Genomic DNA, 19,696 nt, shown 5'->3' with positions numbered 1-19,696 from the left:
AGCGGCGGCCGGATCGGCTGATCTTCTGACTTGGTGCTGTTCGGCGGCCTGGTTCGAGGGGAACGAGCGCGCCACTCAACTGCGATGAAGGGGCAGCCGCACGCATTGCGGCATCAAGCGATGTGTTTCCTTGCCGGCCGGCCCTCGGGAAAGCAGCGAGCCTGCGACGGATCGCAACTCCACTGGCCCGGCGGGATGGCGGAAGGGGGAAGCTCTGGGGAAGCGAAGGCATTGAGCTTGACCGGGGCGCCGGAAGCGATGACCGCATCGCGGTCGACAACGTGAACAGGCGTCACGAAGGAAAAAACTGGGATCGCAAGCGGACGGATCGCAGTTGTAGGCAGTGGCCCCGAATTATGTTCGGGTATTGTGTGTTGATGTTACTTTACGTCAAAGATTTTTGATCTCCGTCTCGTGTCGTTGTTTATCGAATGGTGCGCCCTATGGGCATAAAATCCGGCATCTTTGTGATCTGATCTATATAAAATTCAATCCTGCGGCATCATGTACATGGCGATGCACATCCCAGGAGGCGGCGCGAGGGGCGATGGCAGCGCCCCGCAGACGCAGGCTCAACCCGCAATTTGCGCTATCGCATTTGACGGTTGGCAGCGGAGTGCTATCGCTTGGGGCAAGGAGTGCAGCGCTTGCCCTATGGCCGCCACAGAACCGGGATGCGTGGATGGGTCGCCATAGCGGCTGCCTATCTGCTCGTCCTGCAGGCGGTCGTCGCGGGCCTGGCCTCGGGAGCCCATGCGGCCGACCGGGTGCTGGCGCAAAGCCTCGGCATGACGCTCTGTTCGCCGCTGGGCTCGCATGATCCGGGCGCGCAGGGCGGTGCTTCCGGCCAGGAAGCCGGGCAGCCCGACATGATGGAGCATTGCCGGACGGCCTGTGCGCTCGCATCGAACGTCCTCGTCCCGACCTCGGATACCCATGTCGCGGTCGTCTATCGCGACGTCGACCGCGTCGCCTTCGCGCGCCAGCTCGATACGCCCCAGGGCTATGTCGGCGGCCGATCCCCCGCCAATCCTCGAGCGCCGCCGTCCCGCGCCTGACGCCCGCCGCGCACCCTGACGGGGCGTGGCCGGGTATCGGAAGGGGACGCCCGTGATGCGCGATCGAGCCGCATCGACCGGGCCGGAAGCGCAGCCCGCCTAACCGGATCGGTCGGCACGCCGCAGACGCGCCGCCGCTCCAGCCGCGGCTTGCGCACCCCTCCCGCTGCCCCGGACAGACCGGCGCTTTCCTTAGGCGAGCGCCACCGCCGTCACGAGGACATCGATATGCTCAGCTCTCTCAAATCGCTTTTTTGCGCCCTGGCCCTGGCCGGGTGCTCCACGGCCGCGCTCGCCGCCCCGACCGAGGTCACCGATGCGCTCGGCCGCAAGGTCGTCGTCGATTTGCCGGTCAAGCGCGTCGCCGTGAACTTCAACTTCGAGGAATTCACCGCGGTCGCCGGCGTCGCCGGCTGGCAGAAGGTCGTCGGCATCTCGCGAGCGCCCTGGGAAGGCTGGCGGCCCCTGATCTTCGACCGCTACAAGACGGTGATCCCGAACCTCGCCGCGATGCCGGACATCGGCCACAGCGACGACGGCAGCTTCAGCGCCGAAAAGGTGATCGGCCTGAAGCCCGACGTGCTCCTGATGTCGGACTGGGGCTACAAGGCAACCAAGACGCAGATGGAGCAGATCGAAGGCGCCGGGATCCCCGTCGTCATCATCGACTACAACGCCCAGCGCCTCGACCGGCATCTCGCCTCGACGCGCGCCATCGGCAAGGTGATGGGCCAGGAAGCGCGGGCCGAAGAGCTCGCGACCATCTACAAGCGCGAATACGATGACATCCTTGCCCGCGTCGCGAAGGCCAAGGCGGCGGGCGCTGCGACGAAGACCGTCTATGTCGAGCTCGGCCGCGACGGCGCAGATACGATCGGCAACACCTACAACAACACCATGTGGGGCGGGATCATCACCGCGCTCGGGGCGACCAACCTCGCGACGGGCAAGATCCCGGGGCCCTGGGGGCCGCTCAATGCGGAAGCTGTCATCGCTGGCAATCCCGACCTCATCCTGTTCGCCTCGTCGTCATGGGTCGGCAAGACCAAGGCGGTCCGCACCGGCTACGACGTGGCGCCCGAAGAAACCCGCGCCAGCCTCAGGCCTTACACGCAGCGCCCGGGCTGGGCGGACATCAAGGCGGTCAAGGCCGGCGAGATCAGCGCCATCGAGCATGGCCTGGCCCGCACGCTCTATGACTTCGTCGCGATGCAGTACATCGCCAAGCAGCTCTATCCGGACGCCTTCGCGGATGTCGATCCGGTCGCGAATTTCAGGGCCTATCACGAAAAATTCCTGCCCATCCCGTTCGGCGGCACCTGGATGCTGTCGCTCAAGCCCTGACGCGCCGGCCCCTTGCGGCCCGTGAGGCTGCAAGGGGCGGTTCTCACCCTGATCAGGAGCGGCCCATGTCCGTCGATCTCATGCGTTTTCCCCGCCCTGCTTCCTTGCCGCCTTCACCGGCCGAACGCCTCGCCGCGCCGGTGCCGCGAACCGCTTCCCGCGATGTGCGTGGCCGCCAAGGCGAGATCGCGCAGCTCTACGCTGCGATGGCCTGGCGCCGGGCCGCCGTGCTCCTGTTCGGAGCGGCCTGCGCCGTGCTCGGGCTGGTGCTGGACGTCGCGACCGGCCCGGCGCTGCTGTCGGTGAGCGATGTCGCCGCGTCCGTCCTCGGCCTGGCGCAGGACCGCACGGTGGACGCCATCGTCTGGTCGATCCGGCTGCCGACGGCGCTCGTCGCGCTCGTCGTCGGGGCGGCACTGGGGCTGTCGGGCGCAATCATGCAGACCATCCTGAACAACCCGCTGGCGTCCAGCTATACGCTCGGCGTCTCGGCCGGGGCCGGCTTCGGCGCGGCCTTGGTGATCGTGCTCGGCGTCATGCTGCCGGTGCCTGAGGCCTATGCCATTCCGCTGATGGCCTTCCTCTTCGCCTGCCTGGCCTGCGCCGGCGTCTACGGCATCGGTTCGTCGCGCGATTCCTCGCCCCAGATGCTGCTGCTGGCGGGAATCGCGCTGCTCTTCCTGTTTCAGGCCCTGCTGGCGCTGCTGCAGTTCGTCGCTTCGCCAGAGGCGCTGCAGCAGATCGTCTTCTGGCTGTTCGGCAGCCTGCAGAAGGCGAGCTGGAGCAAGCTCTGGATCATCTCCGCCGTGCTCGTCCTCTGCCTGCCCGTCCTTGTCGCGGATGCCTGGCGGCTGACGGCGCTGAAGCTCGGCGACGAGCGCGCCCGCGGGCTCGGCGTCGACGTCCGCCGGCTCAGGCTGCGCTCCTTCGCGCTCATTTCGGCGCTCACCGGCGTCGCGGTCGCCTTCGTCGGCACGATCGGCTTCGTCGGGCTGGTCGCGCCCCACATCGCGCGCATGCTCGTCGGCGAGGACCAGCGCAGCTTCCTGCCGGCGTCCGCGCTCTACGGGGCGCTGCTGCTCTCGGCCGCCTCGATCGCGAGCAAGACGGTCCTGCCGGGGGCGATCGTCCCGATCGGCATCGTCACGTCGCTGGTCGGCGTGCCGTTCTTCATCTGGCTGATCATGCGCAACAGGAGGGCTTTCTGGTGAGGGTGACCGTCAAGGACCTGACCGTGCGCTACGGCGCGACCGAGGTGATTCCGGGACTGGATCTCGTGGCCGAGGCCGGAGAGGTGCTCGCCGTGATCGGCCCGAACGGCTCCGGCAAGTCGTCGCTGATCAAGGCGATCGCCGGGGTGATGCCGCATGGCGGCAGCATCGCCTTCGACGGTACGCCGATGCGGCCGTCGCGCATCGGCTACATGCCGCAGGACATTGCCGGCCGCACGGCGCTGACCGTGCTGGAGACGGTGCTGCTCGGGCGCCTCGGCCGGCTGGGCCTGCGCGTCGGCGCCGCCGATCTCGATGCGGTCGAGGCCGTGCTGCACGATCTCGGCCTGATGGCGCTCGCCTCGCGCTATCTCGGCGAGCTGAGCGGCGGCCAGCGCCAGCTCGTCTTCCTCGCCCAGGCGCTCGCCTCGGAGCCGGCGCTGCTGCTGCTCGATGAGCCGATCAGCGCGCTCGACATCCGCCACCAGCTCGCGGTCATGGAGATCGTGCTCGGCGCGACCCGGGAGCGGGGGCTGACGACGCTCGTCGTGCTGCATGACCTCAACGTCGCCGCCCGCTTCGCCGACGCGATCGCCGTGATGCAGCGCGGGTGCCTGGTCTGTCACGGCAGTCCCGCAGCGACGATCGAGCCTGCCATGGTCGCCAGCGTCTTCGCGGTCCAGGCGGCCATGTCGATGGCCCCGGACGGCAAGCCGATCATGACGCCGCTGAGGGCGCTGTGACCGGGCGCGCGTAGGCGAACTTATCCCCGCCGCCTTGGGCGGTGCCTATTCTGCACGCGCTGTGACCGACCAAGGGGGCTGTCGCGAGGCGTCGTGCGGCCGGGTGCAGGAGCGGGTTCCGCAAGGTTCCGGCCGTCGCGGGCCGGAGCGTGCGGAGGTGGCGCGGTCGTCTCGTCCCAAGGCAAGGACGAGGCCCTTCGCCGTCCCAAAATCCCCGCGCGCGGAGCCGGGCGGCGCCAAGGCCAGCGTCGCATCGACCTTCGACATCGACCTTCGACTTCGGCTCGCGGCCAGGCCCGCGCGCCGCCCGGCTCCGCGCATCCCCTTTCGGGCGTGCCATGCGAAAACCCTGCGGCGGCAGCCGGCCGGGGCTTTTGGTGTGGGCTCCGCCGCATGGTCGGGCGTGTCCCGACCATGACGGAGAGAGGACGCGCCTTCCGCGTCGGGAAACCTTGAGCGCTCAGTGCGCGCGTGCGACGCAGAAATCGACCGTCTCGTTCAGCGCCCGCTTCATCGGCGAGTCCGGGAACAGCCCGAGCGCGTCCTTGGCCATCTTGGCGTAGTGCTCGGCCCGCTCGATCGTGTCGTCGAGCGCGCGATGGCGTTTCATGATCGCCCGCGCCTCCTCGAGATCGCCGTCGCGGATCTCGCCGTCCTGCAGCGTGCGCTTCCAGAAGGCGCGCTCGGCGGCGCTGCCGCGCCGGAAGGAGAGCACGACGGGAAGCGTGATCTTGCCCTCGCGGAAATCGTCGCCGGTGTTCTTGCCGAGCTTGGCCGCGACGCCGCCATAGTCCAGCGCATCGTCGATCAGCTGGAAGGCGATGCCGAGATTGAGGCCGTAGCTGCGGCAGGCAGCGGCATGGGCCTTGGGCGATTCGGCGATCACAGGCCCGACCTCGCAGGCGGCGGCGAAAAGCTCGGCCGTCTTGCCGCGGATCACGGCGAGATACTCGTCCTCGGTGGTCTCGGTGTTCTTGGCGACCGAGAGCTGCAGCACCTCGCCCTCCGCGATCACGGCGGCGGCCGTGGACAGAATGTCGAGCGCGCGCAGCGAGCCGACCTCGACCATCATCCGGAAGGCCTGTCCGAGCAGGAAGTCCCCGACCAGCACGCTTGCCTCGTTGCCCCAGAGCATGCGGGCGGCGAGCTTGCCGCGGCGCATGTCGCTCTGGTCGACGACGTCGTCATGCAGCAGCGTCGCGGTATGCATGAACTCGACCGAGGCCGCGAGCTTGACATGGCCCTCGCCGCGATAACCGCTAAGGCCCGCCGTCGCGAGCGTCAGCATTGGCCGCAGCCGCTTGCCGCCGGACGAGATCAGATGGTTGGCGACCTCGGGAATCATGGTCACGTCGGAGCCGGTGCGCGACAGGATCATCGCATTGACGCGCTCCATATCGGCGCGCACGAGATCGACCAGGGCCTCGATCCGGGCATTCCCGGCGCCCTTTCCGGTCTCCTTGTCCTCGAACGCGACGACGACACCCATACGATCCACTCCGGTGGCCTTCCGCATTTTGCGGCGCGGTAAAGCCTTGCCACAACCGCCGCATGCCTGGCCAGCCCCGCAAACCGGCGCTGACGCCGCAGGATGAAGGAACGCGAGCCGGGATGCCCACTCAACGCTGGCGATCCCGCGCCCATGCCGAGGGGCGTTTCCGGTCAGCCGCTCAGGATGACGGCTTCGAAAGGATAGGGCTTGCGCCTCAGCCCGCGGATGGGCTCCATCGCTTCATGCATGAACTCCTCCGCACCAACGACCTCGTCCTGCTCGGCGCCATCGAGGCGCTGCTCGCCTCGGCCAATCTCGATTGCCTGATCGCCGACCAGCACATCAGCGCGCTCGAAGGCATGATCGGCGCCTTCCCGCGCCGGCTGCTCGTGCGCGATGCCGACCGCATGCGCGCTCGCGCTCTTTTGATCGAGGCGGGCTTTGGCGGCGAACTGCGCGATGAGTGACGTGAGCCCGGGGCTGGGCGAGATCGTCGAGGACAGGCTGCTGGATGGCCGGCTGATCCTGCGGCAGCCGAAGCGCGGACACCGTGCCGGCAGCGACGCGATCCTGCTCGCCGCCGCGATCCCGGCGCTCGGCGCAGGCCCGCTCCTCGATGTCGGCGCGGGCGTCGGCACCATCGGGCTCGCGGTTGCGCTGGCGCAGCCGGCATTGCAGGTTGTGCTGCTCGAGCGCGATCCCGAGCTCGCGGCGCTGGCGGCGGAAAATGGCGCGCTGAACGGGCTCTCGGGGCGCGTCTCGGTGGTGAATGCCGATATCGCCGGCCCCGAAGCCGACGTCGGCCTGCAGGCGGCGAGCTTCGCCTGCGTCGCCATGAACCCGCCCTTCTATCCGCCGCAGGACACCAAGGCCTCGCCGGTGCCGAACCGGCGCGCCGCCCATGTCGCCGAGGGTTCGCTCGACCCCTGGTTCAAGGCCGCGCGGCGGCTGCTGCGGCCGGGCGGGCGGATCGCCCTGATCCATCGGGCGGAGGCGCTGGCCGAAATCCTCGCCGCCCTCGGCAAGGGTTTCGGCGATGTCGCGGTCCGGCCGATCCATGCCCGCGTCGAAAGCCCGGCTATCCGCATCGTCGTGACCGGCGTGCTCAACAGCAGAAAGCCGGCAGCGCTGCTGCCGGCTTTCGTTCTCAACGGGCCCGATAACCGCTTCACCCCGGAGAGCGAGGCGCTCCATCGCGGGCGTGCCGTGCTGCCGATGGTAGCCGATCAGTAATAGTAGCGTGGCCCGTAGAAGGGCACGACCGGCGGCACGAAGACCGGCGGAGGCGGGCGATAATAGCGCGGCCCGTAATAGCCGCGCGGCGGGCCGTAATAGCGCGGCGGGCCATAGTAGCGGCGTGGCCCGTAATAGCGTCGCGGGCCGTAATAATACTGCGCCTGCTGCACCAGGCCGCCATCGTCCTGAACGGCCTGGCCGGCAGAGACCGATGCAGCGCTCGCGGGCGCGGCGATCAGCGAAACACTGCCCAGGGCCGTTACGGCCGCCAAGGCGAGAAGCATCTTGCGGAACATGGACTTGGTCCTCCTCGATGAACGCGGAGCCGGCTTTCGCGATGCGTGCGGCGGCCGTCTTGCAGGGAGGCTAGGCTCCCTGAGCTGAACGGCACCATGCCGCGCCGTTCAGCCTGTCTTCACATTGCGGCCACATCTCGGCGCGCAACACGCCTTACCGGCAGACGCGAACCGGGCGGATGACCCAGCGATAGCCGTTCCAGACGCGCCGATCGGTATAGAAGCAGCGCGGGCGATAGGCCGGGCGGCCACGGTAGCGCGGCGGGCCATAGTAGCGGCGCGGCCCGTAATACTGCGCCTGCTCCACCAGTCTGCCCTCGGCCGGAGCCGTCTGGAGGATGCCGGCGGAGATCGGCGCGGCCGTCGCGGGGGCGGCCGCGAAAGCTGCGGCTGCGAGGGTGAGGGCGCCGAAGGTGGCGGCGGCGATACGGGATGACAGCATTGGATTTCTCCTGGATCCTAGACACCGCCGACCCGGCTCGAGCGCTCGCCCCCGAACGCCGCGGATCTTGCGGACAGCCTTGACCATAAGCCCGCGAGGATGAACGGAAGCTGTCCGGCGCGCCATTGCCCGGCCTCAATCGGCCGGAAGATGCCGGTTCCTCCGCAATTCGCGGGATCGGAGCCGCCATCCTCGCAAAAGCGGATTCCACTTTTGCGGCACATGCTCTAAGCACGCCGCCACCCTTGAGAATTCGGAAGGCTCCAGTCTTGGCCGCCCCAGACATGTTTCCCGCTGCCCAGTCCGACGCGCTGGACCCGACGCGCTCCTTCCAGGGCCTGCTGCTGACGCTGCAGCGCTTCTGGGCCGAGCGCGGCTGCGTCATACTCCAGCCCTACGACATGGAGGTCGGCGCCGGCACCTTCCACCCGGCGACGACGCTGCGCGCGCTCGGGCCGAAACCCTGGAAGGCGGCCTATGTCCAGCCCTCGCGCCGCCCCAAGGACGGCCGCTATGGCGAGAACCCCAACCGGCTGCAGCACTACTACCAGTTCCAGGTCATCCTGAAGCCGTCGCCGCCGAATCTGCAGCAACTCTATCTCGACTCGCTGCGTGCCATCGGCGTGGATCTCGCCTTGCACGATGTCCGCTTCGTCGAGGACGACTGGGAAAGCCCGACGCTCGGCGCCTGGGGGCTCGGCTGGGAGTGCTGGTGCGACGGCATGGAGGTGAGCCAGTTCACCTATTTCCAGCAGGTCGCGGGCGTCGAATGCGCGCCCGTTGCCGGCGAGCTGACCTACGGGCTCGAGCGGCTGGCGATGTATGTCCAGGGCGTCGAGAACGTCTACGATCTCAACTTCAACGGCGGCGAGGGCGAGGATCGGATCTCCTATGGCGAGGTCTTCCTGCAGGCCGAGCAGGAGTTCTCGCGGCATAATTTCGAACACGCCAATACCGAGATGCTGTTCCGGCACTTCTCCGACGCAGAAACCGAGTGCAAGGCGTTGCTGGCGGCAGGTTGGGAAGAGCGTGCTGCGCCGGCTGAAGTTCCAGAGCACTACCGGGACGATCCCCGTTATGGAGCCTTTGGTAGCCCGGCGGTCGAGCAGCGCCATGCGCTGGCGCTGCCAGCCTATGACCAGTGCATCAAGGCCAGCCACATGTTCAACCTGCTCGATGCGCGCGGCGTGATCTCGGTCACCGAGCGCCAGAGCTACATCCTGCGCGTCCGCGAACTCTCCAAGGCCTGCGGTGCCGCCTGGCTGAAGACCGCCGGTGGGGGAGCCAACTGATGCCCGATCTTCTGCTCGAACTCTTCTCCGAAGAGATCCCCGCCCGTATGCAGCGCAAGGCGGCGGACGATCTCCGCAAGCTCGTGACCGATGCGCTGGTCGAACGCGGCCTCGTCTATGAGGGCGCAAAAGCCTTCGCCACGCCGAGGCGCCTGGCGCTGCACATCGCAGGCCTCCCCGTGCGCGGCCGCGACATTCGCGAGGAGCGCAAGGGCCCGCGCGTCGGCGCGCCCGATGCCGCCGTGCAGGGCTTCCTGAAGGCTGCGGGGCTGGCTTCGCTCGACCAGGCGACCATCGTCAGCGACCCGAAGAAGGGCGACTCTTATATCGCCGTCATCGAGAAGCCCGGCCAGGAGACGGTCGCGGCAATCGCCGAGATCGTGCCTGCCGTCATCCGCGCCTTCCCCTGGCCGAAATCGATGCGCTGGGGCAAGGCATCGAGCGCCGGCGCCAGCCTGCGCTGGGTGCGCCCGCTGCATTCGATCCTCTGCACCTTCGGCGCCGAGACCGAGGATACCGAGATCGTGCCCTTCGAGGTCGATGGCATCGTCTCCGGCAACGTCACCCATGGCCACCGCTTCCATGCGCCCGGCGCGATCACGGTGAAGCGCTTCGACGACTATGTGACGTCGCTGGAGAAGGCGAAGGTCGTGCTCGATGCCGACCGGCGCAAGGAAATCATCCTCGCCGATGCGAAGACGCTGGCCTTCGCGCAGGGGCTCGAGCTGGTCGAGGACGAGGGGCTGCTCGAGGAGGTCGCCGGCCTCGTCGAATGGCCGGTCGTGCTGATGGGCTCCTTCGAGGAACGCTTCCTGGAGATCCCGGGCGAGGCCATCCGCGCCACCATCCGCGCCAACCAGAAATGCTTCGTGCTGCGCGATCCGGAGACCGGCGCGCTCGCCAACCGCTTCCTGCTGACCTCGAACCTGATCGCCAGCGACGGCGGCACGGCGATCACCGCCGGCAACGGCCGCGTCGTGCGGGCGCGTCTCTCGGACGCCGCCTATTTCTGGCAGACGGATCGCGGCCCGCTGCCGGATCTCGACACCTTCCAGGCCAGCGCTGAAAAGCTCGACCTCGACCTGTCGAAGCCGCTCGACCAGCGCATGGCCAAGCTGGACAAGCTCGGCGTCGTCTTCCACGCCAAGCTCGGCACGCAAGGTGAGCGCGTCCAGCGCATCGCTGCGCTGGCGCGGGAACTGGCGCCGATCGTCGGCGCCGATCCGGAGAAGGCGGAGCGCGCCGCAAAACTCGCCAAGGCCGATTTGCCGACCGAGATGGTCGGCGAGTTCCCCGAGCTGCAGGGCCTGATGGGCCGCAAATATGCGGAATTGCAGGGCGAGGACCCGAGCGTCTCGGCGGCGATCGAAGAGCATTACAAGCCGGCCGGCCCGTCCGACCGCGTGCCGACCGATCCGGTTTCGGTCGCGGTCGCGCTCGCCGACAAGCTCGACACGTTGGTCGGCTTTTGGGCCATCGATGAGAAGCCGACCGGGAGCAAGGACCCCTACGCGCTGCGCCGCGCGGCGCTGGGCGTAATCCGGTTGGTGGTAGAGAATGGCGTCAAAGTCAGATTGACTGGGTTCTTAGATAGAGCATTTGGCCGAGTATCCACAGCCGGTCGTTTTGCCGAATTGGATAGCATCGCCGAGCAGGCTACCGAGCTTAATGAACGGGTTGGTCGACAGTTCGGTTTAGATGTGGAAGCGTACGTTCAGGCACAATTGAGTCCTGCGGCTGCTCGCGCCTTCATTGAGAAAACAGAAATGGGGATGTTGGCTGCGTACGCTGACCTCCTGTCCTTCTTCCATGACCGTTTGAAGGTGATGCTCCGAGACCAGGGCGCGCGACATGACCTCGTCGATGCAGTACTAAGCAAAGGCGCCTCCGACGACCTGCTGCTCATCACCCGCCGCGTCGCGGCGCTCGGCCGCTTCCTCGACACCGAGGACGGCCGGAACCTGCTGGCCGGCTACAAGCGCGCCGCCAACATCCTCAGGGCCGAGGAGAAGAAGGACGGTGAGGGCGCCTTCGCGGGCGCGCCGGAACTCCAGCTCATCGCCGATGCCGGGCTCATCGAGGAGAAGGCGCTCGCGGTCGCGCTCGCCCAGGCGACGCCGAAGGCGGAAGCCGCCGTCGCCGCCGAGGATTACGAGGGCGCCATGGCGGCGCTGGCCGAGCTGCGGCCGGCGGTCGATGCCTTCTTCGATCAGGTCACGGTCAACGATCCCGATCCGGCTCTCCGTGCCAACCGCCTGAAGCTGCTCAACCAGCTGCGCCAGGCGACCCGCGCGGTCGCGGATTTCGACCGCATCGCCGGTTGAGTCCGGCGCGGGAAACCCCTCTCCCTATGGGAGAGGGGCTCTGCGTCGCGCTTCCCGCCTCCTTCGCCGGCAAAGCCGCAATGGAACTCTTTTCGGCGCCGGAACGTTGTCTGCGCGGGGCCGAGCCGTCGCGAATGCGTCGGGGCGGAGGCCCCGGGGGGCCGGCATTGCGGCCGCGACGGAGGATTTATTTCATGGGTATTTTGATTTCGCTTCTGATCACCGTTCTCGTCATCGGCCTCGTGCTCTATCTCGTGCGGATGCTGCCGCTCGACGCGCAGATCAAGAACGTCGTCCAGATCATCGTCATCGTCATCGGCATCATCTCGCTGCTGCGCTATCTTGCCGTGTTCTGAGGGCCGGCATCGCAGACGGCGGTAACGGACTACCCCGACAGGGGCTGATTGACGCCGAATCGCGCTTGCGTCAGAGTTGAATCGTTCCAGAGGGCCTCGGACTTTGCGTCTCGGGGCCCTTTCCTGTTGCTGGGCGAAGTGACGATGAACGCGTCGAACCGCACGACCCATATCCGCCTGACCTCGCATCCCGAGCCCGGCAGCGCCGCGACGCGCTTTCCCATCCGCTGGGGCGCGGCGACGGCCGCCGAGCGCGGCCCCGTGATCGCATCGACCACGACGCCGGCGGACCGCAACGTCATCGGCGCCCATGGCGGCTCCTATTCGGTCTATCGCGCGCTCGCGATCTCGGCGCGCGCCATGAACCCCTCTCAGCGGCCGGATTTGCGCAACACCCACCCCACAGCAGAGATTCCCGAACAGCCGCAATGGTCTCAAGCCGGCACAATCGTCTCGCTGGACCCCTTCGGCCATCGCGTCGCGCAGGATTTCGGCGGGCTGATCGGGGAGGGCGTCGACATCCGGCCGACCATCGCGGTCACCAGGGCCAGGCTCAACCTGCCGGAGATTCTCGCCGCCATGGCGGCCCACAGGCTCGCCCCCGACGAGCAGATCCTGCACGCCTCCGGCGACATCAGCGTCACCAAGATCGCGATCGACCCGGTCTGGCACCTGCCGGGCATCGCCGAACGCTTTGGTACCAGCGAGCAGGAACTGCGCCGCACACTGTTCGAGCAGACCGGCGGCATGTATCCCGAGCTGGTGACGCGGCCGGATCTGCGCGTCTTCCTGCCGCCCATCGGCTCGATCACGGCCTATGTCCTCGGCGAGGTCGCCGCGCTCTCCGATCCGAAGCGCCGCATCGCCTGCCGCGTCCATGACGAGTGCAACGGCTCGGACGTGTTCGGCTCGGACATCTGCACCTGCCGGCCCTATCTGACGCATGGCATCGAGGAATGCGTGAAGGAGGCACAGAGCGGCGGCGTCGGCCTGATCGTCTACAATCGCAAGGAGGGCCGGGCGCTGGGCGAGGTCACGAAATTCCTCGTCTACAACGCCCGCAAGCGCCAGGAGGGCGGCGATACCGCCGCGACCTATTTCGAGCGCACGGAGTGCGTCGCCGGCGTGCAGGATGCGCGCTTCCAGCAGCTGATGCCGGATGTCCTGCACTGGCTCGGCATCACCCGGATCGACCGGCTGATGTCGATGTCGAACATGAAATACGATGCGATGGTGCAGTCCGGCATCGAGATCGGCGAGCGCGTGGCGATCCCGCCGGAGCTGATCCCGCTTGACGCCTCGGTCGAGATCGAGGCGAAGAAGGCGGCCGGCTACTATGCTCCCGATGGCGCGCCGGGCGACAACGCGCTGAAGGCGACCCTCGGCCGCAACCTCGACAAGTTCTGAAAGCCATGCCTGACCGTGATCCGGACGCCCTGCGTCTTCTCCTGAAGCCGGCCGCGGTCCGCGCCCGGGCGCAGGAGATGCTTGAGCTCGGCCTGGCCGGAAAGCTGCTGCATTTCACGGTGCGGCCGGAGCAGCTTTCCGCCTGCGTCGACTATGTGCTCGAGACGATCACGGCCAATTACCCCTCGCTCGACATCCCCTTCCATGCGCGCTGGCGCCATTTCACCATCGCCGGCATCGATCGCTGGGAGGTCCTGAACCGCGGGGCGGATTTCCGCGACGCGGCCGAGCGTGGCCGCGCCGCCTATGATCTCGCCGTCGTCAGCGTCCTGCTCGATGCCGGCGCCGGGCCCGCCTGGTCCTATCGCGACAGCGTGAGCGGCAGCCAGGTCGGCCGCTCCGAGGGGCTGGCGCTGGCCTCGCTCGACATGTTCGCCGCCGGCCTGTTCTCGTCCGATCCGGCGCAGCCGCTGCGGGCCGATGCGGCGGCGTTGAAGCGGCTCGACGCCGCCGCGCTTGCCGCGGGCTTCCTGGTCGGCCCGGCCAACCCGCTGCTGGCGGTCGAGGGGCGCTCCGCCCTGTTGAACCGGCTGGGCGAGGAGCTTGAGCGCCAGGGCATGACCCGCCCCGGCGACCTGTTCGACGCCTTCCACGCCGCGGCCGAGACCGGGACATTGCGCGCGGCCCATATGCTCGGCGAGGTCCTGGCGCGATTTGGCGGCATCTGGCCGTCGCGGCTGACGCTGGGCGGCGTCGCGCTCGGCGACACCTGGCGCCACCCTTTGATCGCGCCCGGAACCTCCACCGAAGGCCTGGTTCCCTTCCATAAGCTTTCGCAATGGCTGACCTATTCGCTGATCGAGCCGCTGGAATGGGCGGGCGTATCGGTCATCGACGTCGACGAGCTCACGGGCCTGCCGGAATACCGCAATGGCGGGCTGCTGCTGGATCTCGGCGTCATCGCGCTGAAGGACGAGGCCGATGCCGGGCGCCGGCACGAGGTCGGCTCGACGCTCGTCGTGGAATGGCGCGCGCTGACGGTCGCGCTGCTCGACGAGATCGGCAGCCTGGTCCGCCGGCGGCTGGGGCGCACGCGCGAGGACCTGCCGCTCGCCAAGGTGCTCGAAGGCGGCACCTGGGCGGCGGGGCGGCGCATCGCGGCCGGGAAGCGCGCAGGCGGCGGCCCGCCCTTGACGATCATCAGCGACGGCACGGTATTTTGACAGGCTCGCACGTAACCGCGCCGTCAACCCGGACAAGCGGCGAAACCGCGCGGCTCCGGGATCCATCGGAAGGGCTCCGGAACTCTACGATGGATCCCGGAGCGCCGCTTCGCTACGTCCGGAATGACGGCTCGCCTGCTGAGGTGGGAGCCTGCGCGACATGACAAAGAACAGGGCTGAGAGCATGACCACACAACAGGACGGGGTCACCGTCGTCGATCACCCGCTGGTCCAGCACAAGCTCACGCTGATGCGCCAGAAGGACCGCTCGACCAAGAGCTTCCGCCAGCTCCTCAACGAGATCGGCATGCTGCTCTGCTACGAGGTCACGCGCGACCTGCCGATCGAACTGGTCGAGATCGAGACGCCCCTCACGGCCTCGATGCAGCCTGTGATCGCCGGCAAGAAACTGGTGTTCGCGCCGATCCTGCGCGCCGGCGTCGGCTTCCTGGACGGCATGCTGGAGCTCGTTCCGGCGGCCCGCGTCGCCCATATCGGCCTCTATCGCGACCCCGACACGCTGCAGGCGGTGGAGTATTACTTCAAGGCGCCCTCCGACGTCGCGGACCGCATGATCGTGGTGATGGACCCGATGCTGGCGACGGCCAATTCCGCCGTCGCCGCGATCGACCGGCTGAAGGAGCGCGGCGCCAGGGATCTGCGCTTCGTCTGCCTGCTGGCGGCGCCGGAAGGGATCGAGCGCCTGCGCGGCGCCCATCCGGATGTGCGCATCTGGACGGCGGCGATCGACGAGCGCCTCGACGAGCACGGCTACATCGTGCCGGGCCTCGGCGATGCCGGAGACCGGATGTTCGGCACGCGCTGAGCAGGATGATCCCGCGCCGGGTTACCAGCGATAGGGGTAGTCCGCCCTGCCATAGCCATCGGGGATGTCGTCATAGTCATAATAGGCGTCGTAATCCGGCATGACCGGCCGCATCATGACCGGCCTTCCATAGCCATAGGCCGGCATCGGCCGCTCGACCACATAGCTCCGGTAGCGCGGCGAATCGTCGATCATCGTTCCGCCGGCCGGGTCGCGCGTCAGCGGCGGGGCGTAGTAGATCGTGCCGCGCACGCTCGCGGCGCCGCCGAGCGCCGGGTCGCGGGTCCAGCCGCCGGCCGGATCACGGATCACGAGGCCGGTGTCCTGTGCGAAGGCGCCGGCCGGAAAGAGCGCCAGCGCGGCAACAAAAGCCAAGCTCTTCATCATAGCCGATCTCCTGCCGGTTTCAGGGTGCCGAATCAACGTTGTCGCAGGGTCATGGTTCCGGAGGCGGCAGGGCGAATGCTTGGGCTGCGCTTGCTCGGATGCGGACGCAAAAGGCCCGCCCCGTTCAGGGGCAGGCCACCGTCGTGCGCTAAGGCGCGAAAACAGTTGTGATGTGATCAGTCGATGATCTGGATCACGCGGCGCGTCCGCGGCTCGACCACCACAGCGCGGTCGTTGACGACCGTGTAACGATAGCCATGCGCGCCGAACTCGTCCGGAACCTGACGATAGACAACGCCGCGGTTCGGCAGCACGCTACCCACCGCGACCTCCTGGCTATAGCGGTAGGACGGCACGTCCTGCTCCATCACATAGGTGCGGAAGCGCGTCGAATCGTCGATCATGGTGCCGCCCGCGGGGTCTCGCGCCAGGGACGGATTGGGGTTTTCGATCATCACGCCGGGCACCATGCCGGGGGCGGCGAGTGCCGGATCGCGTGTGAAGCCGCTGCCCGCGGGGTCTCGGATGATCGGACCAGTCGATTGGGCGAAAGCGCTGACGGGAATGATCGTCAGCGCGGCTGCAAAGGCCATGCTCTTCATCATGTCTCATCTCCTGCCGTTTCGGGGATGCAGGAACAACGCGGCAGCGGGAACGAGGTTCCGGCCGGATTCGGGCCGAAAACGCGGAAACCCGCCCCGTTGCCGGGGCGGGCTGCCTGTTCTTGCGCCATAAGGCGCCGGCTGGTCGCGATCAGTTGATGATCTGGACGACGCGGCGGGTGCGCGGCTCCACCAAGACCGTGCGGTCGTTCACCACCGTATAGCTGTAGCCCGACGGCGCGCCGTACTCGGCCGGGACGTCGCGATACACCACGCCCTGCTGCGGCAGGACCGTGCCGACCGCGACCGGCTCGGCATAGGTGTAGGACGGCACCGACTGCTCCACGACATAGGTGCGGAACTTCGGCGTCGCCGCATCGCCGATGATCGCGCCGACCACCGCGCCGCCGACGCCGCCGACTGCAGCGCCGATCGGCCCGCCTACGACGGCACCGCCAATGGCACCCGACGTGGCGCCGCTGACCGCGCCGCCCGCCGCGCCGCCGGAGGGCTGCGTCTGGGTCTGAACCTGGGTCTGGGCAATGGCGGCGGCCGGGACGATGGCGAGGGCCGCAACGAAAGCAAGCTTCTTGATCATGTCGTTCTCCTTCCGAGCGAAAGTTCGGGGGGACAACGGCGGTGGGGTGCGTGTGTTCCGAAGAATGTCGGTAACGAGATGTTACGCTCTGTGCCACTGCACCGGGAAAGCGCACCTTCTCAAAGGCTTGCGAAGTCAACTCTGCAGAGGCGCGACGGCTGCCGTTGCCGTCATTGCGACGAAGTGGCGTTTCAAACCCGGGATCACGCTCGGGTTCAAAGGAGTACGGTTCAGGAACACGCGCAAAAAAAAACGGCGGGCCCTGGGAGCCCGCCGTCATTGCATTCCCAGGCGAAAAGACTACTTCGGCGCAGCCTTGAGGGCCGGGCTCAGCTTCTCGGCATCGCGTTTGATGAGCGCGGCGAAGCCTTCCGGCGTCCGCTCGGCGGCCGTGGGGATGACGGTGCCGAGATCCATCAGGCGCTTCTTGGTGTTCTCGTCGTTGAGCGCCTTGTCGAGCGCGGCGACCAGCTTGTCCACGGCCTCCTTCGGCGTGCCCTTGGGTGCGACGATGCCGTTCCAGGCCTCGATCTGGTACTCCGGCAGGCCGGCTTCCTTGGTGGTCGGCACGTCGGGCAGGGCGGGCGAGCGCTCGGCCGAGGCGATGGCATAGGCCTTGATCGTGCCGGCCTTGACCTGCTCCGCGACGCTGACGATCTGGTCGCACATGAAGTCGATCTGCCCGGAGACGAGATCGTTCAGGGCCGGGCCGGTGCCGCGATAGGCGACCGAGTTGAGCTTCGGCACGCCGAGCTGCCCCTTCAGCAGGGTGCAGGTCGTCCAGGACACCGAGCCGACGCCGGCATGGGCCTCGTTGAACTTGTCGGGGCTCGCCTTCACAGCGGCGACGAAGCCCTTGAGGTCGGTCGCGTCGAGGTTCTTGCGGGCGACGATCAGGATCGGCGTGCCGCCGGCGAGGCCGATCGCCTGAAGGCCGTCGATGGGATCGTATTTCAGGTTCGGATAGGTGGCAGGCGCGGCCGAGAAGGTGCCGAGATGGCCCATCGCGATGGTGTAGCCGTCCGGGGCGGCGGTGAGCGCCCGCGTGATGCCGGTGGTGCCGCCCGCGCCGGCGACGTTCTCGATGACGATCTGCTGGCCGAGCGTCTTCGACATGTTCTCGGAGACCATGCGGGCGATGATGTCGGTCGGCCCGCCGGCGGCGAAGGGCACGATCATCGTGATGGGCTTCGTCGGATAGCCCTGGGCGCCGGCGCCGCCGGCGAGGGCCAGGGTCAGGGCGGCCGCGAGGCCGAGTGCTGCTTTCTTCATGGGCGTCTTCCTCGTCGGTTCTTTTGAAGGCCAAGGTTTCTTTGAAGGGAAAGTGGGGCTGCCCCGCGGGCGGGGCAACCCCGTCATTCGGTGAAGACCTCGTCGCGTTTCTTCGACATCGAGGGCAGGAGCGCGATGACCAGGATCGCGACGGCGACCACCAGCAGGCCGGCCGAGATCGGCCGCTCGATGAAGGTCATGAACGACCCGCGCGAGATGATCAGGGCCTGCCGCAGCTTCTCTTCCATCAGCTTGCCGAGCACGAAGCCCAGCAGCATCGGCGCCGGCTCGAAGCCGAGCTTGATCAGCAGGTAGCCGAACAGGCCGAACAGCGCGGTGAAGATGACGTCGACGGGCTGGTTGTTCACCGAGTAGATGCCGATCGAGCAGAAGATCAGGATCGCCGGGAACATCAGGCGATACGGCACCTGCAGCAGTTTCACCCACAGCCCGACCAGCGGCAGGTTGATGACCAGCAGCATCAGGTTGCCGATCCACATCGAGGCGATCATGCCCCAGAACAGGTCCGGGTTCTTGGTCATGACTTGCGGACCGGGGATGATGCCGTGGATCGTCATCGCGCCGACCATCAGCGCCATCACCGCGTTCGGCGGGATGCCGAGCGTCAGCAGCGGGATGAAGGCCGTCTGTGCGCCGGCATTGTTGGCCGATTCCGGCCCCGCCACGCCCTCGATCGCGCCCTTGCCGAAGCGGGACGGATCCTTGGCGATCTTCTTTTCCAGCGTGTAGCTGGCGAAGGGGCCGAGCACGGCGCCGTTGCCGGGCAGGATGCCGAGGATGCCGCCGATGAAGGTGCCGCGCAGCACCGGCGCCGTCGACTGCTTGATGTCGTTCCAGTCGGGCAGGAGGCGGCCGATCTTCGACCTGACGACGTCACGCGCTTCCGGATTTTCCAGGTTGCGCAGGACTTCGGCGAAGCCGAACACGCCCATCGCGAGCACGGCGAAGTCGACGCCGTCCGCCAGCGGCGGGAAGCCGAAGGTCATGCGTTCCTGGCCGGTTTCGAGGTCGGTGCCGACGGTCGAGAGCAGCAGCCCCAGCATGATCATGCAGAACGCCTTGAGGATCGAGCCGCGCGCCAGCACGACCGCGAAGCACAAGCCCATCACCATCAGCGAGAAGTATTCGGCCGGCCCGAACAGCAGCGCCAGCCGCGTCAGCGGCGCGCCGAGCGCCGCGATGATCAGGGTGGCGAAGCAGCCGGCGACGAAGGAGCCGATCGCGGCGGTGCCGAGAGCGACGCCGGCGCGGCCCTGCTTGGCCATCTGGTGGCCGTCGAGCGTGGTGACGACCGCGGTCGCCTCGCCGGGGATGTTGACCAGGATGGCCGTGGTCGAGCCGCCATACTGCGCGCCGTAATAGATGCCCGCGAGCATGATCAGCGCACCGACGGGGTCGAGCCCGAAGGTGATCGGCAGCAGCATCGCGATGGTGGCGACCGGGCCGACGCCGGGCAACACGCCAACAAGCGTGCCGACAAGGCAGCCGACGAAGCACAGGGCGATGTTCTTGAGCGTCAGCGCGATGCCGAATCCAAGCCCGAGATTGGCGAACATTTCCGTCATG

The 19,696-nt window shown here is 67.7% G+C and carries 20 protein-coding genes; 12 read left to right on the top strand and 8 right to left on the bottom strand.

The window, feature by feature from the left end; translation table 11 throughout:
- The first annotated feature begins 674 nt into the window (after window positions 1-674).
- From ASE63_RS01995 to ASE63_RS01980, 4 genes are all read left to right on the top strand, one after another.
- Complete coding sequence (locus ASE63_RS01995) at window positions 675-1,058, top strand: DUF2946 family protein (protein ID WP_056795652.1); 384 nt, start codon at window positions 675-677, stop codon at window positions 1,056-1,058.
- A gap of 228 nt (window positions 1,059-1,286) precedes the next feature.
- A complete protein-coding gene (locus ASE63_RS01990) occupies window positions 1,287-2,402 on the top strand; it encodes an ABC transporter substrate-binding protein (protein WP_056795649.1) in 1,116 nt (371 codons plus the stop codon).
- 65 nt (window positions 2,403-2,467) lie between these two features.
- Window positions 2,468-3,613 (top strand): iron ABC transporter permease, encoded by a 1,146-nt coding sequence (locus ASE63_RS01985; RefSeq protein ID WP_244491237.1) that lies wholly within the window; start codon window positions 2,468-2,470, stop codon window positions 3,611-3,613.
- Window positions 3,610-4,356 carry an ABC transporter ATP-binding protein gene (locus ASE63_RS01980; RefSeq protein WP_056795646.1) on the top strand — a complete coding sequence of 249 codons (747 nt, stop codon included), beginning with the start codon at window positions 3,610-3,612 and terminating at the stop codon, window positions 4,354-4,356. The genes ASE63_RS01985 and ASE63_RS01980 overlap by 4 nt, the downstream gene beginning before the upstream one ends.
- 460 nt (window positions 4,357-4,816) lie before the next feature.
- On the opposite strand, the gene ASE63_RS01975 is transcribed toward ASE63_RS01980, so the two are convergent.
- A complete protein-coding gene (locus ASE63_RS01975) occupies window positions 4,817-5,845 on the bottom strand; it encodes a polyprenyl synthetase family protein (protein WP_056795643.1) in 1,029 nt (342 codons plus the stop codon).
- Window positions 5,846-6,090: 245 nt separating this feature from the next.
- Here ASE63_RS01975 and ASE63_RS01970 point away from each other — a divergent pair, with 245 nt between their 5' ends.
- Together ASE63_RS01970 and ASE63_RS01965 are read left to right on the top strand one after the other, a co-directional pair.
- Window positions 6,091-6,315 carry a DUF2007 domain-containing protein gene (locus ASE63_RS01970; protein ID WP_056795640.1) on the top strand — a complete coding sequence of 75 codons (225 nt, stop codon included), beginning with the start codon at window positions 6,091-6,093 and terminating at the stop codon, window positions 6,313-6,315.
- The gene (locus ASE63_RS01965; RefSeq protein ID WP_056795636.1) at window positions 6,308-7,081 is read left to right on the top strand and encodes a methyltransferase; all 774 of its coding nucleotides are present in this window, start codon (window positions 6,308-6,310) and stop codon (window positions 7,079-7,081) included. Before ASE63_RS01970 ends, ASE63_RS01965 begins: the two co-directional genes overlap by 8 nt.
- Here ASE63_RS01965 and ASE63_RS01960 read toward each other — a convergent pair.
- Together ASE63_RS01960 and ASE63_RS01955 are read right to left on the bottom strand one after the other, a co-directional pair.
- The gene (locus tag ASE63_RS01960; protein WP_056795633.1) at window positions 7,075-7,380 is read right to left on the bottom strand and encodes a hypothetical protein; all 306 of its coding nucleotides are present in this window, start codon (window positions 7,378-7,380) and stop codon (window positions 7,075-7,077) included. The two genes, ASE63_RS01965 and ASE63_RS01960, sit on opposite strands and share 7 nt — an antisense overlap.
- Before the next feature lie 154 nt (window positions 7,381-7,534).
- Entirely contained in the window at window positions 7,535-7,822 is a 288-nt protein-coding gene (locus ASE63_RS01955) for a hypothetical protein (protein ID WP_056795629.1), read from the bottom strand.
- A gap of 284 nt (window positions 7,823-8,106) precedes the next feature.
- Here ASE63_RS01955 and ASE63_RS01950 point away from each other — a divergent pair, with 284 nt between their 5' ends.
- From ASE63_RS01950 to upp, 6 genes are all read left to right on the top strand, one after another.
- Entirely contained in the window at window positions 8,107-9,114 is a 1,008-nt protein-coding gene (locus ASE63_RS01950; protein WP_056795626.1) for a glycine--tRNA ligase subunit alpha, read from the top strand.
- The gene (glyS, locus tag ASE63_RS01945) at window positions 9,114-11,438 is read left to right on the top strand and encodes a glycine--tRNA ligase subunit beta (RefSeq protein WP_056795622.1); all 2,325 of its coding nucleotides are present in this window, start codon (window positions 9,114-9,116) and stop codon (window positions 11,436-11,438) included. The genes ASE63_RS01950 and glyS overlap by 1 nt, the downstream gene beginning before the upstream one ends.
- A gap of 194 nt (window positions 11,439-11,632) precedes the next feature.
- Window positions 11,633-11,794 carry a Thivi_2564 family membrane protein gene (locus ASE63_RS27845; RefSeq protein ID WP_181300606.1) on the top strand — a complete coding sequence of 54 codons (162 nt, stop codon included), beginning with the start codon at window positions 11,633-11,635 and terminating at the stop codon, window positions 11,792-11,794.
- A 144-nt stretch (window positions 11,795-11,938) separates the two neighbouring features.
- Entirely contained in the window at window positions 11,939-13,201 is a 1,263-nt protein-coding gene (locus tag ASE63_RS01940) for a GTP cyclohydrolase II (RefSeq protein WP_056796568.1), read from the top strand.
- A 5-nt stretch (window positions 13,202-13,206) separates the two neighbouring features.
- Window positions 13,207-14,424, top strand: a complete 1,218-nt coding sequence (locus tag ASE63_RS01935) for a URC4/urg3 family protein (RefSeq protein ID WP_056795619.1) — start codon at window positions 13,207-13,209, stop codon at window positions 14,422-14,424.
- Window positions 14,425-14,608: 184 nt separating this feature from the next.
- Window positions 14,609-15,250 (top strand): uracil phosphoribosyltransferase, encoded by a 642-nt coding sequence (gene upp / locus ASE63_RS01930; protein ID WP_056795617.1) that lies wholly within the window; start codon window positions 14,609-14,611, stop codon window positions 15,248-15,250.
- Window positions 15,251-15,271: 21 nt separating this feature from the next.
- Here upp and ASE63_RS01925 read toward each other — a convergent pair whose 3' ends face one another.
- The 5 genes from ASE63_RS01925 to ASE63_RS01905 all read right to left on the bottom strand — a co-directional run bounded on the left by ASE63_RS01925 (window position 15,272) and on the right by ASE63_RS01905 (window position 19,695).
- Window positions 15,272-15,637, bottom strand: a complete 366-nt coding sequence (locus ASE63_RS01925) for a hypothetical protein (RefSeq protein WP_056795614.1) — start codon at window positions 15,635-15,637, stop codon at window positions 15,272-15,274.
- A gap of 176 nt (window positions 15,638-15,813) precedes the next feature.
- Entirely contained in the window at window positions 15,814-16,242 is a 429-nt protein-coding gene (locus ASE63_RS01920; protein ID WP_056795611.1) for a DUF1236 domain-containing protein, read from the bottom strand.
- 148 nt (window positions 16,243-16,390) lie between these two features.
- The gene (locus tag ASE63_RS01915; protein WP_056795608.1) at window positions 16,391-16,837 is read right to left on the bottom strand and encodes a DUF1236 domain-containing protein; all 447 of its coding nucleotides are present in this window, start codon (window positions 16,835-16,837) and stop codon (window positions 16,391-16,393) included.
- A 300-nt stretch (window positions 16,838-17,137) separates the two neighbouring features.
- Window positions 17,138-18,109, bottom strand: a complete 972-nt coding sequence (locus ASE63_RS01910; RefSeq protein ID WP_056795605.1) for a tripartite tricarboxylate transporter substrate-binding protein — start codon at window positions 18,107-18,109, stop codon at window positions 17,138-17,140.
- An 83-nt stretch (window positions 18,110-18,192) separates the two neighbouring features.
- Window positions 18,193-19,695, bottom strand: coding sequence for a tripartite tricarboxylate transporter permease (locus ASE63_RS01905; RefSeq protein ID WP_056795602.1), 1,503 nt, complete (start codon window positions 19,693-19,695; stop codon window positions 18,193-18,195).
- Window position 19,696 lies beyond the last annotated feature (1 nt).

The sequence above is a fragment of the Allobosea sp. Root381 genome (assembly GCF_001429395.1).
GTDB lineage: Bacteria > Pseudomonadota > Alphaproteobacteria > Rhizobiales > Beijerinckiaceae > Allobosea.
This window is presented reverse-complemented; position numbering and strand designations above follow the sequence as displayed.

Bases quoted from the DNA above. Each gene is read 5' to 3' on its own strand.
- ASE63_RS01985 (WP_244491237.1), top strand. From the start codon at position 2,468: ATGTCCGTCGATCTCATGCGTTTTCCCCGCCCTGCTTCCTTGCCGCCT.
- ASE63_RS01950 (WP_056795626.1), top strand. From the start codon at position 8,107: ATGTTTCCCGCTGCCCAGTCCGACGCGCTGGACCCGACGCGCTCCTTC.
- ASE63_RS27845 (WP_181300606.1), top strand. From the start codon at position 11,633: ATGGGTATTTTGATTTCGCTTCTGATCACCGTTCTCGTCATCGGCCTC.
- ASE63_RS01910 (WP_056795605.1), bottom strand. From the start codon at position 18,109: ATGAAGAAAGCAGCACTCGGCCTCGCGGCCGCCCTGACCCTGGCCCTC.
- ASE63_RS01970 (WP_056795640.1), top strand. From the start codon at position 6,091: ATGCATGAACTCCTCCGCACCAACGACCTCGTCCTGCTCGGCGCCATC.
- ASE63_RS01940 (WP_056796568.1), top strand. From the start codon at position 11,939: ATGAACGCGTCGAACCGCACGACCCATATCCGCCTGACCTCGCATCCC.
- ASE63_RS01965 (WP_056795636.1), top strand. From the start codon at position 6,308: ATGAGTGACGTGAGCCCGGGGCTGGGCGAGATCGTCGAGGACAGGCTG.
- ASE63_RS01920 (WP_056795611.1), bottom strand. From the start codon at position 16,242: ATGATGAAGAGCATGGCCTTTGCAGCCGCGCTGACGATCATTCCCGTC.
- ASE63_RS01935 (WP_056795619.1), top strand. From the start codon at position 13,207: ATGCCTGACCGTGATCCGGACGCCCTGCGTCTTCTCCTGAAGCCGGCC.
- ASE63_RS01960 (WP_056795633.1), bottom strand. From the start codon at position 7,380: ATGTTCCGCAAGATGCTTCTCGCCTTGGCGGCCGTAACGGCCCTGGGC.
- ASE63_RS01990 (WP_056795649.1), top strand. From the start codon at position 1,287: ATGCTCAGCTCTCTCAAATCGCTTTTTTGCGCCCTGGCCCTGGCCGGG.
- upp (WP_056795617.1), top strand. From the start codon at position 14,609: ATGACCACACAACAGGACGGGGTCACCGTCGTCGATCACCCGCTGGTC.
- ASE63_RS01995 (WP_056795652.1), top strand. From the start codon at position 675: ATGCGTGGATGGGTCGCCATAGCGGCTGCCTATCTGCTCGTCCTGCAG.
- ASE63_RS01915 (WP_056795608.1), bottom strand. From the start codon at position 16,837: ATGATCAAGAAGCTTGCTTTCGTTGCGGCCCTCGCCATCGTCCCGGCC.
- ASE63_RS01925 (WP_056795614.1), bottom strand. From the start codon at position 15,637: ATGATGAAGAGCTTGGCTTTTGTTGCCGCGCTGGCGCTCTTTCCGGCC.
- ASE63_RS01905 (WP_056795602.1), bottom strand. From the start codon at position 19,695: ATGACGGAAATGTTCGCCAATCTCGGGCTTGGATTCGGCATCGCGCTG.
- ASE63_RS01975 (WP_056795643.1), bottom strand. From the start codon at position 5,845: ATGGGTGTCGTCGTCGCGTTCGAGGACAAGGAGACCGGAAAGGGCGCC.
- glyS (WP_056795622.1), top strand. From the start codon at position 9,114: ATGCCCGATCTTCTGCTCGAACTCTTCTCCGAAGAGATCCCCGCCCGT.
- ASE63_RS01955 (WP_056795629.1), bottom strand. From the start codon at position 7,822: ATGCTGTCATCCCGTATCGCCGCCGCCACCTTCGGCGCCCTCACCCTC.